The organism is Lentibacter algarum, assembly GCF_018860975.1.
Taxonomy (GTDB): domain Bacteria; phylum Pseudomonadota; class Alphaproteobacteria; order Rhodobacterales; family Rhodobacteraceae; genus Lentibacter; species Lentibacter algarum_A.
This window is the reverse complement of sequence record NZ_JAHKQI010000010.1, coordinates 185,847-198,642: the sequence shown is the minus strand read 5'-3', so window position 1 is coordinate 198,642 and position 12,796 is coordinate 185,847. Positions and strand designations below refer to the sequence as shown.

At 55.9% G+C, this 12,796-nt stretch carries 9 protein-coding genes; 6 read left to right on the top strand and 3 right to left on the bottom strand.

Annotated elements, in window-relative coordinates; genetic code table 11:
- Positions 1-625: 625 nt before the first annotated feature.
- A complete protein-coding gene (locus KO498_RS16230; protein ID WP_436835948.1) occupies positions 626-1,315 on the top strand; it encodes a sugar transferase in 690 nt (229 codons plus the stop codon).
- Here the strand turns inward: KO498_RS16230 and KO498_RS16225 are convergent.
- Complete coding sequence (locus KO498_RS16225) at positions 1,296-2,450, bottom strand: glycosyltransferase family 4 protein (RefSeq protein WP_215960968.1); 1,155 nt, start codon at positions 2,448-2,450, stop codon at positions 1,296-1,298. The genes KO498_RS16230 and KO498_RS16225 overlap by 20 nt on opposite strands.
- A 185-nt stretch (positions 2,451-2,635) precedes the next feature.
- On the opposite strand from KO498_RS16225, the gene KO498_RS16220 reads away from it, so the two are divergent.
- Entirely contained in the window at positions 2,636-4,021 is a 1,386-nt protein-coding gene (locus KO498_RS16220) for a hypothetical protein (RefSeq protein WP_215960967.1), read from the top strand.
- Between the two features lie 6 nt (positions 4,022-4,027).
- A complete protein-coding gene (locus KO498_RS16215) occupies positions 4,028-5,320 on the top strand; it encodes a glycosyltransferase family 4 protein (protein WP_215960966.1) in 1,293 nt (430 codons plus the stop codon).
- An 82-nt stretch (positions 5,321-5,402) separates the two neighbouring features.
- On the opposite strand, the gene KO498_RS16210 is transcribed toward KO498_RS16215, so the two are convergent.
- On the bottom strand, positions 5,403-5,891 hold the full coding sequence (locus tag KO498_RS16210) for a serine acetyltransferase (RefSeq protein ID WP_215960965.1): 489 nt from the start codon (positions 5,889-5,891) through the stop codon (positions 5,403-5,405).
- A gap of 114 nt (positions 5,892-6,005) precedes the next feature.
- Here KO498_RS16210 and KO498_RS16205 point away from each other — a divergent pair, with 114 nt between their 5' ends.
- On the top strand, positions 6,006-8,948 hold the full coding sequence (locus tag KO498_RS16205; RefSeq protein WP_252731508.1) for a calcium-binding protein: 2,943 nt from the start codon (positions 6,006-6,008) through the stop codon (positions 8,946-8,948).
- A 163-nt stretch (positions 8,949-9,111) separates the two neighbouring features.
- Here the strand turns inward: KO498_RS16205 and epsE are convergent, their stop codons facing one another.
- Complete coding sequence (gene epsE / locus KO498_RS16200; protein ID WP_252731507.1) at positions 9,112-10,338, bottom strand: exopolysaccharide biosynthesis GT4 family glycosyltransferase EpsE; 1,227 nt, start codon at positions 10,336-10,338, stop codon at positions 9,112-9,114.
- A gap of 126 nt (positions 10,339-10,464) precedes the next feature.
- Between epsE and KO498_RS16195 the strand changes: the two genes are divergently transcribed.
- Both KO498_RS16195 and KO498_RS16190 read left to right on the top strand, forming a co-directional pair.
- Entirely contained in the window at positions 10,465-11,322 is an 858-nt protein-coding gene (locus KO498_RS16195; protein ID WP_215960964.1) for a glycosyltransferase family 2 protein, read from the top strand.
- Positions 11,319-12,683, top strand: coding sequence for an oligosaccharide flippase family protein (locus KO498_RS16190; RefSeq protein WP_215960963.1), 1,365 nt, complete (start codon positions 11,319-11,321; stop codon positions 12,681-12,683). The genes KO498_RS16195 and KO498_RS16190 overlap by 4 nt, the downstream gene beginning before the upstream one ends.
- Positions 12,684-12,796: the final 113 nt, after the last annotated feature.

The window sequence follows — 12,796 nt, the reverse complement described above, 5'->3', positions numbered from 1 at the left end:
CGTTGGGGCGTCAGGTTTTTGCTCATGGCTGCCTTTTGCGTGAAGAGGGACGTAAACGCGCGTTTCGAACTTCATCAACCAAGCCCGATAAGCAGCCAAATACTGATTTGAGCGACATTTCCGGGCGCGATTGTTGTGAATGACGCGACTTGGCGGCAATTCCCCTTAAACTGTTTCCAAATGGGCGCTAATTTGCAGCTGTGAGCAGTGCTAGATGTTTGGCCGCCTTGGTTGGATGTTTCAGCACCGTCTAGTGTTTCTAGTTCTCGCTGAGGTTGTATCGGCAAAATCGTGATCGGTAAATTTCGACGCTATCAGACGAGGTTTGAACGCGCAGAAAAGTCGTAAGAGTTTTTGAGCAATTGACTTAAAAACTGCCATAGGCCTAACAAGGCTTGTTCCCAACGGTTCGGGCACTGCTTGTGTGCTTTGAAGAGACGGAACACGCTTGGGGAGCGCTACACGATATCTGAATTCCTTGGGGGTCAAGCTGCCAGACCACCTCAACGGGAAATCAATTCTGCGCCTTGTGTTGCGCGCCAGACGGCCTTATCGGCCCGCGGCCACAACCCAGACACAGAACTTTCATGGCAGAGGTGTATGAGTGGCGCGAGCCATGGGTGAGATGATGAATGAACGCGTGACAACTCGTTTGAACTTGGCAGAGCTACGGCAGTTGCTCGACATGGCGCCCGCGCGTCATGCCGGCAGTGCGTATCGTTCGCATGCCAAACGTCTTCTCGACATACTGCTGGTTTTGGTCACGATTGTGCCGGCCATCATGATCCTCGTTCCGCTGATGGCGCTGATCGCACTTGATGGGCGCGCACCGATCTATACCCAAAAGCGTTTGGGTATGGGCGGACGAAGCTTCCGTATGTTCAAGCTGCGCACGATGGTTGCAGATGCCGATCAGATACTTGAGGCCTACCTCGACAAGAACCCGGCTGCACGTAGCGAGTGGGACGACACCCAAAAGCTCAAGAATGATCCGCGGATCACATTCTTTGGCCGCTTCTTGCGAAAGTCTTCAATTGATGAGCTGCCGCAGTTGCTGAATGTCCTGCTCGGGCACATGTCGCTTGTTGGGCCGCGCCCGATGATGGAAGGTCAGCAAAGCCTTTACCCGGGCCGCGCATACTATGCGATGCGTCCAGGTATCACTGGGTTTTGGCAGATTTCCGAGCGCAACGAGAGCAGCTTTTCGCAGCGCGCCGAGTATGACACGCTTTACTATCGCGAGCTGTCGTTCAGAACCGACATGCACGTGATGCTGCGCACAGTAACCGTAGTGTTCAAGGCGACAGGCTACTAAGCCGCGCTTCAAACAGTTCGCCAGCAGACTTTCCCCACTGATCCCAGTTGAGCCGTGCGTCGTAGTCCTGTCGTGCGGCATCGCGCATGTTGCGGTAGCCGTCCGGTGCGTTGATATGCTGTAGGATCAGCGCGGCAAACTCGGCCGCTCCAGCGCCCGACTCCAGGGCATGGCCCGTCAGGCCGTTTTGCACCGGCACGCCGCCGACATTCAGGCATATCACCGGCAGACCAAACGCGGCCGCCTCGCAAAAGGCAAAACCCCAGCTTTCGAAACTGGGTTGCACCATGAAGTGAGCCTGCCGGAACGCCGCTTCAAAAACCGCCGCGTCTTCGGGCAGGGCTTTGTTCAATGAGGGGTGCACAGTGACCTGTTCGTTGCAGTGAAACTCCGGCGGCGTGGTGCCGATCACAGTGAGCCGCGCATCAACGCCCTTGTCACGTAGCAACATCATCGTTTCAAAAGCTTGCGGCCCGCCTTTGGCGAACCAGTCACGCCCGACAAGCAGCAAGTTAACAGGCGTGTTTGGGGCAAGCGGCACGGGAACAGGCGCTTCGGGCGGGTCGATATTTGCGCCCCAAGGCAACACAAGGCTCTGGCTGTCAGTTAGCCCATAGAGCGCATCTGCCTCGCGTTTGAGCCACTCGGACGGCCACAGGGCAAGGTCAAGCTGTTGGTAAATCCGCCGCTCGGCGCGTTCTGTCAGCGGATCAAGCAAACGACGCGAAGCCCAGGACGAGCCAAAACTCTGGCCGACTTCCGAGCGCTTGTAGACGCTGAATGTTGCGTCTGCAGTATAGGCCGTAAGCAAAGGATAGGGCGCTTTGAAATGTGTGAATGACTGAAAGGAATAGGCCCCGAACACAACGTCATATTGCTTGTCAGCCAAGGCCCGCGTCACGTTGCGCGAGATGATCTTGCCAAGCAGCAAATGCAAACGCCATCGCAGCCGCAAATTAGCACTGTCAGGCAGAGCATAGATCGCCTTGCGCACACCTTCCACGGCCCCCCAAGCCTGCGGCAAAATATCAACTTCGCCAACATGTTTCTTGAGTGCGCCATAAATCCGCGCGTTGCCGCCTGAATAGGGCTGCGCGTGCTCGGGGCTTATGTCGCACAGATAGGCGATTTTCATAGAGTTTCGTCCTCGGAGCCGTTGCTGGGCGTATAAGCGCTTCGTTCGGTGCGTTATGGTGCGTTATTATGCCCACGTTTGTCGGGGAATTCATGTGAAATGTTAAGAAAGAAGCGACAAGCCCCTGCAGCCCGTGTAAAACACCAGAAAGCTGAGCGGGGGCGCAGTAGGAACAAAGCGACGAAATGCCAAACGCACTCGCCTTTCTGACACTGGCAAGCTGGCCTCTGATCTCACTGGTTATGTTTCGTAAACTGCCAGTCGGGCGCGCAGTGATATGGTCACTGCTGGTTAGTTACCTCTTCCTGCCACCGCCGCCGACTGTGTTTGACTTTCCCGCAATGCCGCCACTCGACAAAGAAAGCATACCCGCGCTTGTTGCCTTCCTGATATGCCTGTTCATGTATAACAAGCAGTTGATATTGCTGCCAAAATCAAACGTTGTAAAGGTTTTGATGGTGGTTTTCGTGCTCACGCCGCTCGCGACAGTGCTGACCAACGACGAACCGATCTTCTTTGGCCAAGTTGGGTTGCCAGGGTTGCGGCTGGTTGAAGGGGTCGCCCTGATGGTGCAGCAGGCTATGGTTCTCATGCCCTTCATTCTGGCCTATAGCTTTTTGAAATCCGAGGCCGACCAACGCGATATTCTGTTCGCATTTGTGGTGCTTGGGGCGATTTATTCGGTGCTAATGGTGCTTGAAGTGCGGCTCAGCCCGCAGCTCAATTTGTGGGTATACGGCTACTACCAACACTACTTTGACCAGCTCATCCGCTTCGGTGGATTCCGCCCGATCGTGTTTTTGTATCACGGTCTGTGGGTGGCGCTGTTCGCTGTGATGATGCTGGCCGCCGCCGCTGCATTGTTTCGTCATTCTCAAGCGCGAGCTAAAGTCATCTACGCAGTCTTTACGGGCTACTTTACGTTCATCCTGATCATCTGCAAATCAGTTGCTTCGCTGGGCTATGCGGCGGTGATGGTGCCGTTTATCTTGTTTGCAGGGCGCATATGGCAGTTTCGGCTGGCGGCGGTGCTGGGCATTCTTGCTGTGGCTTACCCTATCCTGAAAGGGCTCGAGTATATCCCGGAGCAATACATGCTTGAACAGGCCACCGCGATTGATCCGGACCGCGCAGGCTCGCTTCAGTTTCGCTTTGACAACGAAAGGGTGCTGCTTGACCGGGCGCTGCTAAAGCCGGTGTTCGGATGGGGAAGCTGGGGGCGCAACCATATCCTTGATCCTGTTACTGGCCGCATCCTGACGGTGACGGACGGGCGGTGGATCATTACGATCGGGGTCTATGGCTGGGTCGGGTATCTGGCCGAGTTTGTGTTGTTCAGTTGGCCATTGTTTGTGCTCTTTTCGCGCAGCTTTGTGCTCGGCCGCGAGCAACATGTCTCGCCTTACCTTGGCGCTTTGGCACTGATCCTGGGCTTCAACTTGTTTGACTTGTTGCCAAACGCAACCATCACCTCGCTGACCTGGTTGCTCTCGGGGGCGCTGCTTGCCTATACCGAGGGCTCGCTACCAACCCGCCGCGAGGCAAAAATGAACATAAAAACAATCATGTGAGTGACTATGGCTGCGCGACTTAAAGTTCTGATCCTCGCTGATGAGTGCAACCCCGAGTGGCCCTCGCTACCGATCGTGGGTTACAAATATGCACTCGAGATCGCCGAGCATTGTGACGTGACGGTGGCGACACATGTGCGCAATCGCGAGAACATCGAAAAGGCGGCGGCGGGGCTGAACGTTGTCTATATTGACACGGAATGGCTGGCCGCACCGATGTTCAAACTCGCGCGGTTTTTGCGCGGTGGCGAGGAGGTGGCTTGGTCAACCTCGATGATGATGAACTACCTGCCGTATCTCGCATTTGAGCGTGGTGTTTGGCAGCATTTCAAACCGGCGCTTAGGGCCGGAGAGTTTGACATTGTTCACCGCATCACGCCGATGTCACCGACGCTGCCGAGCTACATTGCCAGCAAAGTGAAGGTGCCGTTTCTGATCGGGCCGCTCAACGGCAACCTTGACTGGCCGCAAGAGTTCCTTGAGGAGCAGGCTCGCGAAAAAGAGAAGCTGCGCGGCCTGCGTGGCCTGTATAAATACTTGCCCTATGCGCGCAGCACATACCGTAAGGCCGCGGCTGTGCTAACCGCGTTCGAGCACACCCGCGCTGACCTGACGGGTGTTGAAGACGCGCGCATTGTTATGGTGCCGGAGATCGGTTTTGATCCGGAGATTTTCCATACCAAAGGTGCCAAGCCTGCGGGGCAACGCGGGGATGACGGCAAGCTGCACTTCCTTTATGCGGGGCGGCTTGTGCCCTACAAACTGCCCGAACTGCCGATACGCGCCTTCGCCGCGTCACCTGCCTTGCAAGCGCACCATTTGCACATTCTCGGTAGCGGGCCGGAAGAGGAGCGGATGCGTGCGGTGATCGCCGAGTTCGGCCTTGAAGGCTGTGTGACTATGGAAGGCCGCAAGACCCAAAGCGAAGTCGCGGATTTGATGCGGCGCTGTGACGGGTTCATCTTCCCGTCGATCCGCGAACTCGGCGCGGGCGTGGTGATCGAAGCGATGGCCTGCGGAATGCACTGTCTGGTTGCAGACTACGGAGCCCCCGGGGCTTTGGCTTCTGAGGGCCGAGGCGATGCAGTGCCAATAGCGCAGATTGACGCGATGGTCGCCGGGTTTGCCGAACGGCTTGAAGCTTGCGCCGCCGAACCTGCGCATATGGCAGAATGTGCAAAGCGTGCGCAGACCTATGCAGATGGCAACTTTACTTGGGCGCAAAAGGGAGCACATGCGGAGCAGTTGTATCGGGCTGTTATCGCCGGTGATGAATTGCGGAGGTTTGACTTTAGCTGAGGGGATTGATCGAATTTTGCTGCGCAAAATCCGACAACGGGGGCCAGCCCCCGAACCCCCGGGATATTTTGCCAAGAAAAAGTTAGTGCGTTGGCTTTGCGGGGATGCCTGCGAGTGTGCTGTTGTCGGCGGCGTCTTTTGTTAGCACTGCATTGGCGCCGATGGTGACGTGATCACCAACCGTGAGTGGACCGATCAGCTTGGCGCCTGCGCCGATATCAACATGACCGCCCAAGGTGACAGGGCCGGCGAGGGTGACTTGGTGAAAGATCATACAGTTGGGGCCGATTTTGGCTTTGGGGTGAATGATGATACCTGTCGGATGTGTTAAGCGCAGGCCTCCGCCGATTTCGGTTGTCAGGTGAATTTCGCATTGGGTGATCAGCGACCAGAACCAATGGTTGAGCACCCAGTATTTCGAGGCCATTTTGGCCAGCATGCCTCTCCGGTTTTGCAGGGCCTGATAGCGGCGGATCGCGCGCAGAAGCTTGCGGCCCGGATCCCAAAAGCTCTGGATGGTTTCGCGGCTCCAATCGGGGTCAGAAGCCGATACATTGCTGTCGTTTGACATTTTGTTCCCTAAAAATCGCGGCTTGGACCCTATTCAGCGGTATAAAGGCCTTAAACATGCTTGCAAGAATTTGCGCCAAGCGCAACACTTGGCGAGCTTTTTCGGGGAGATGAGATGCTAGTTAAATGGATGGCAGCGGCACTGGTTTGGGTGCTGACGACGCAGGGCTTAGCGGCGAAAGATGCGCGGGTGTATTTCTTTGGCAATTCATTGATAAACCACCTTGAGGGCGGTGCCGAAACCACTGTGCCTTACTGGCTTGGCAAGCTGGCCGAGGCCGATGGGCAAGGGTTTAGCGCCGACGGGCAATGGGGCTTTCTGAGAGACTTTGCACGCGAGGGTAAGCCGCTTTCCAACTGGTCGATCACCGGTGTGCGCCCGTCGTGGAACCGCGACAACGTGAGTTTTGCTGCAACGCCGTTCACAGCGATCGTCACCAATCCGGCAAATTTCGTGCAGTATCAGTCGCCCGATGCGCCCTATGACGGCGCCAATGCCGATAATGCCTCGCCTCTGTCAACATTGCTCAAGCTCTATGACACCCACGTTGCGCCGCGCCCCTTGCTTGTTTACGAGGGCTGGGCGGAGATGGCAGGCATCGCGGGGAACTTTCCGCCGCGCACAGCCGGCGAACGCAAGTATCATGGCTTCAACCGCGGCGAGTATCATGACTGGTATGTAACCCTAATCAGCCAGTTCAAGGCTGAGCGGCCTGATGCGCAAGTCAGTCTGATCCCGGTTGCGAGCAGCCTTTCAACTCTGTTCTCAGAAGCCCCGCTTAACAAGCTCGCGGCGACAGACCTTTACATTGATGATGCCCCGCACGGCACCCCGACACTTTATTTTCTAGCGGCTTTGGCGAGTTATCCGGCGCTGTTCGGGCGGCCCGCTCCGAGCGACATCAGCTTGCCGGACAGCCTGCATCCGTTGGTGAAAGACAACTTGCCAGCGATCACCGCACGGCTTGCTGATTTGCTTGGATCGCCGCAAGAGGCGCGCGCGGTTCAAACGCCAACGCCCACCGAGGAACCACAAATCAAACTGCAACCAGTGCTAGAACCATCGCAAGCCAGCTTTGATACGCCTCAAGGGCAAGTCGCAAACCCCTCGCTGGCCTTTGGACTGGACGGGATATCTGACTGGTCAACCCAGCACCCGTTTATCAACATCATGAAAACCGCGAGGCCGTGGATCGGGCATTCGGCGGCACAATGGGGCGCTTTTCCGACGGAGGACCTCGCCGCAGCGGGTGTGTTTGATGACCACGGCTACCCGAAGTTCATCCCCGATGGCGCGCTCAAGCTTGAAGCCTTTGTGATGACTGACCAGCCCGAAGCCGCAACCGATATGGCAGGGCGTTACCGTATCCGCTGGAAAGGCGAGGGCAAACTTTCGGTCGCGGGCCGTGGTCAAACCGAGCGCATGAGTGGCAGCGACAACGAGACATGGCTTGACTACACGCCCGGCGAAGGCCTTGTGGCTATCGCCATCACCGAGACTGATCCACAAGGCAGTGGCAACTACATCCGAGATATCGAGATTGTGCGCGAAGATCACATCCCGTTGCATGACGCTGGTGTGCTGTTCAATCCCGGTTGGATAAAGGTGATCGCCAATGCGCGCTCGCTCAGATTTATGGACTGGATGCTCACCAACGGCTCACCTGTGAGCACATGGGAAGGCCGCCCGAAAGTTGAGCATTTCTCTTACGCGTGGCGCGGTGTGCCAGCTGAAGTGATGATAGCACTGGCAAATCAAGTCGGCGCCGACCCTTGGTTTTGCATGCCGCACGCCGCCGATGACGCCTATTCACGCCACTTTGCCGCGCTGGTGAAGCGTGACCTTGACCCGCGCCTCATGACCTATGTCGAATACTCGAACGAGGTCTGGAACCACATCTTCCCGCAGACAAAATGGAATGTTGCCGAGGCCACAAAACGCTGGGGTAAAAAAGCCGAGGGTGACGGCTGGATGCAGTTTGCCGGCCTGCGCGCCGCTGAAGTCATGAACATCTGGAGCGAGGTCTACGGCTCTGAAGCCGAGAGCCGCTTGGTGCGGGTCATGGGCGTTCATACCGGTTGGCTCGGCCTTGAAGAGCCGTTCATGACAGCGCCTTTGTTTGTCGCCGAGGGCGGTAAGCCCCCGCAAGACAGCTTTGATGCCTACGCTGTGTCCGGCTACTTCGGCTTTGACTTGGGGCTAGAGGAAGAGAACCTGCCGAAAGTCAGACAGATCGTGGCAAAGTCTGTCGCCAACGCCGAGGCAGCAGCGCGCAAACGCGGTCTCAAGCGCAAACTGCTTGAAGAGGCTATCGCACCGGTGAAGTTTGATGAAGCCTACCCGAAAGTCGCTGAACTGTTGTGGGAAGGGTCATTTTCCGAGCTTACCGATACCTTCTGGCCGTATCACGCACGCCTTGCCGAAAGGTCAGGCCTTGATCTGATCATGTATGAGGGCGGCACGCACGTCACCCCGCATGGCGAAGCCTTGAATGATGAAGACTTGGTAAGCTTCTTTGTGTCGTTCAACTACCACGGCGAAGTCGGCAAGCTTTATGAAGAGCTTCTGCGCCGCTGGCGGGCGCAAGGCGGGCAGCTTTTCAATGCCTTTGTTGATGTCGCGCCCGCAACCAAATACGGCAGTTGGGGTGCTTTACGTCACTTGCAAGACGTAAACCCGCGCTACGACTCCCTGATGGCCGCAAACGCGCTCGCGCCTGATACCGAACCGCGGGCTCCCGGCACTTTTTTGCAGGGCATCACCCGTTTTGGCGGGCAGGGGCCTGACGAACTGATCGGAACACCCGAAGAAGACGCGCTTGTCGGCGGGCCGGGTGATGACGTGATGCGCTCAATGGGTGGGGCTGATCACTTTCATGGTGGCGGCGGCTTTGACATTGTTGAGCTGCCGGGGAAGGCGTCCGAGTATGAAGTGCGCAGCCGCGATGGGCTTGTCCTCGCGACACGAGGATCGGTTACGTCACAGCTGCGTGACGTCGAAACCTTGTATTTTTCGCAAGAGCCGACGCGTAAATACCGGCTCACAGCGAAGCGCTAACACAAAGGCAACGCGCGCTGCGTTAAGTTAATTTGTCTTAACCATTGGCCGCTCAAAACTGTCAGCACGCATTATGCACTGCGGTATGCACTGTGGTATGCACGCGAGTCACAGCTTGGCTTTTTGGGCGCTGGTGAGGCGTTAACTATGACGCCAATTGGCGTCATGCGTGGTTTTCGGCCTGCAAGACGCCTTCGATCAGAGTTTCGGCGCCACGCTTGGAAGAAAAGCCCTCGACAATGCGCTTTCGTCCGGCTTCTGACAACGCAGTTAGCCGCGTTGTGTCGCTTGCAAGCGCAGCAATTGCGGTGGCTAACGTGGCAGGGTCTTTCGGCGGGACAAGCACGCCGTCGATGCCATCCCTTATCAGTTCCGGCACACCGCCTGCGTCGGTTCCGATTGTCGGCACACCGCAACTCATCGCTTCCATGTAGGCGACACCGAGCGGCTCGTGCCAGCTTGCCAGCACAAAGATATGTGCCTGCAATATTTTGTCTTTGACTGCATCCGCGTCGATCGCTCCAAGCAAAGTAACATGCTCTTGTAGTTCTAGCTCGATAATCTTGTCACGAAGCACATTGTAGTAGCCGCCGCCGCCGTCATCGTCTTGTCCGGCAATCTCAAGTTTTGCATCAATGCCTTGATCACGCAGTATTTTTACCGCATCCATCGCGTCTTGATGGCCTTTGACAATGTTCAAACGACCGCAGGAAAACAACTTGAGAGGGGCCGCGGGGTGAGGCGGGGCATAGGGCGCGGGGCGCTGCAAATCATCGGTATCAACGCCCATTGGCTGCAAATACGTGGCCTTGGGCATATCGTCGCCAATAGCCTCGCGCAACTCGCCGCGCAGCTTTTCTGTGATCACCGTGCCGAAGCGTGCATGCCGCCATTTGAACGCCTGCCCGGGGCCGTAATCTGACATCGGGCCATGCAGCGTGAGTGAGTAATCCAGCCCATACATGAGCTTGGCGAGGGCACAAATTGTTGCGGCACGCCGTGCAGAATGCGCGTGAACATGACGGATGTTTTCCGCCTTGCAAGCCTTGGCAAGCCGGCGTGCCGCGGGCAGTGAAACCAGCACATCCTTGGCAAATTCAAACGGCTCATTGGCAAGATCACGCCAGATTTTGAACAGTGGCACCCTTATCATGGCTGCGAGTGCATTTAAGGGTTCAAAATCAACCAGATACGTTGTATTCTGCATCGCCTGATCCGACCAGGCGTGAGAGATCAGCCCTTGCACCGGAGGGCGGGTGCTAAAGAGCGTCACATTGGTGCCCAAGTTCTGTAGTTCAAGGATTTCACGCCAAAAGAACATATGAGTTTGACCGGGGAACTGAGGGATCAAAATGCCAATTTTTTCGAGAGTTTCGTGGGTTTTTACCAAGTCAATTCGCTCCCATTTTTCGACCCGTAAACAGCATGCAAACGAGGCAAACACCAACGTGATTTCACGGGCAGTTTGCACCGCCGAACCAAGTCTGCGCAACCCTCTCGTTGGGGAGGGTTCCGCATGGCAGGTTTGAGCATCATTCTTCCTGCCAGTAACGAGGCAGAGGAGATCGGCGGGTGCCTTGAATCCCTGCTGAAATCTGATCCGAAACCGGGGTATGGATCGGGTTCTATTCCGGTTCCGATGCCGATTGAAGTTGTCGTTGTGGCAAACGGATGCTCTGATCAAACCGTTGATGTTGCTAGGAAATATGCGCCGCGATTTGCAGCAATGGGGTGGGATTTTACGGTTCTTGATCTCGCTGAAGGCGGCAAAATGGGGGCTCTCAATGCCGGTGATGCGGTAGCCATGCACCGCGCGCGCGCATACCTTGATGCCGACGTGCGTTTGGGGGCTGGTTTGCTTGATCAACTGGCACGGGTTTTGCAGTCTGAAAAACCGATTTATGCCAGCGGTCAATGTGTGATCGCACCGGCGCAAAGCTGGGCCACACGCGCCTATGCGAGGATCTATGCAAAGGTGCCTTTCATGACCCACGGCACCCCTGGCTGCGGCCTCTTCGGCGTCAGCGCATCGGGCCGAAGACGATGGGGCAAGTTCCCGGACATCATATCCGACGACACCTACGTCCGCCTAAGCTTCGCGCCCGAAGAACGGTTGAAACTACGGGGCAAATACGCGTGGCCATTGGTTGAAGGCTACGCAAACCTTATCAAAGTTCGGCGTCGGCAAAACACCGGCGTGACAGAAATAAAGTCAAAATATCAGCACCTTATGAAGAACGATGATAAGCTCAGTTTGGGTCGGCTCTCGGTGCTGTCGCTTGTGTTGAAAGATCCGATCGGCTTTGCAGTGTATTCGAGTGTTATCTTCGCTACACGCTTTGGCGGCGAGGACGGCTGGAGCCGCGGGCGATGAGCAACCTTGACGTCACCGAGAAATCTTCCGGTCTGGCAGCGCGTGTTCTGCGTGGTGCTGGTCTGACTGTTTTTGGGTTTGGCTGGAGCCAAGGGCTGCGTCTTGCCTCGAACCTGATATTGACACGTCTTCTGTTTCCTGAGGCCTTTGGTCTGATGGCGCTGATCTCTGTTTTTCTTATGGGGCTCAACATGTTTTCCGACGTTGGCGTCGCTCCTGCAATTTTGCAGTCAAAGCGTGGCGATGAACGGGATTTTCTTGATACAGCGTGGACCATTCAAGTTATTCGAGGCGGGCTCTTATGGGTCGTTGCTTGCCTTCTCGCTTGGCCGGTGTCGCTGATCTACGAGGTGCCGGAACTTGCATTTATGCTGCCTGTGGCCGCATTTAGTCTTGTGATTAAGGGGTTTTGCACCACCCGCTATCAAGAGGCCAACAGGCATTTGTTGCTGGGTCGGATCACGTTGATCGACATGGTCAGTCAAGCGATCGGCGTGATCAGTGCCCTCGTTTTGGCCTACATGTTTCAGTCGGTCTGGGCGTTGATCCTTTCTGGCCTGATAGGTGGGCTGGCGGAGTTTGTGATTTACGAGTTGTTTTTACCGGGGGAACGCAATCGGTTCCGCTGGGAGCGTCCGGCAGCGCAAGAGCTTGTTAACTTTGGAAAGTGGATATTCCTCGCAACCGTCGCCGGATTTGTCATCAGTCAGGCGGATAAGTTACTCATCGGGAAATACCTGCCATTAGACCAGTTCGGGGTTTACAATATCGGCTATTTTCTCGCGTCTTTTCCGCTGCTTATGGGCGGGGTTTTGGTCAACAGGATGCTCATACCAGTTTATCGCGAGTGGCCACCCAAGGCGAGCCATAGCAACTTTCTGAAACTCAGGAAGATGCGGTTCCTGGTGTCGGGTACTCTGCTGGGGCTGGTCATGTTTTTTGCGGTATTTGGCGTAACTTTGGTCGAGCTTATGTATGATCCGCGGTATCAAAGCGCTGGTGCTATCACTGTGTTGATCGCTTGTATGCAGATCCCGTTCATCATTGCGCTGACCTATGATCAAGCGGCTTTGGCGGCTGGCGACAGCAAGCGGTTTTTTGTGCTGGCGGGCACGAAAGCGGTGCTGATGGTGGTGTTTTTGATGGTCGGACTGAAAGTCGCTGGCCTTGTTGGTGCGATTGTTGGGCAGGGGCTTTCAATAATAGCGGCATACCCTGTTGTTGTCTGGCTTTCGCGACACACCGGTGCTTGGGACGTGCTTCATGACGCGGTGCTTGCATTGCTTGGCCTTGCGGTTATCGCATTGGCGCTTTGGATGAATGCTGAAGAGATCAGTGCATTGGTTACGGTTGTTTACTGAGAGGAAACAATCTGTCTTTTCTTTTAAAAACAGCGCATAGTCTTGGTAAACTTAGGCACATGCCCAATTTATAACGCATTTTTGTGAGATATTTCCCGGGCGTTTGAAGGCCT

Coding starts and splice junctions, on each gene's coding strand:
- KO498_RS16205 (WP_252731508.1), top strand. CDS start 6,006: ATGCTAGTTAAATGGATGGCAGCGGCACTGGTTTGGGTGCTGACGACG.
- KO498_RS16220 (WP_215960967.1), top strand. CDS start 2,636: ATGCCAAACGCACTCGCCTTTCTGACACTGGCAAGCTGGCCTCTGATC.
- KO498_RS16210 (WP_215960965.1), bottom strand. CDS start 5,891: ATGTCAAACGACAGCAATGTATCGGCTTCTGACCCCGATTGGAGCCGC.
- KO498_RS16225 (WP_215960968.1), bottom strand. CDS start 2,450: ATGAAAATCGCCTATCTGTGCGACATAAGCCCCGAGCACGCGCAGCCC.
- KO498_RS16215 (WP_215960966.1), top strand. CDS start 4,028: ATGGCTGCGCGACTTAAAGTTCTGATCCTCGCTGATGAGTGCAACCCC.
- KO498_RS16195 (WP_215960964.1), top strand. CDS start 10,465: ATGGCAGGTTTGAGCATCATTCTTCCTGCCAGTAACGAGGCAGAGGAG.
- KO498_RS16190 (WP_215960963.1), top strand. CDS start 11,319: ATGAGCAACCTTGACGTCACCGAGAAATCTTCCGGTCTGGCAGCGCGT.
- KO498_RS16230 (WP_436835948.1), top strand. CDS start 626: ATGATGAATGAACGCGTGACAACTCGTTTGAACTTGGCAGAGCTACGG.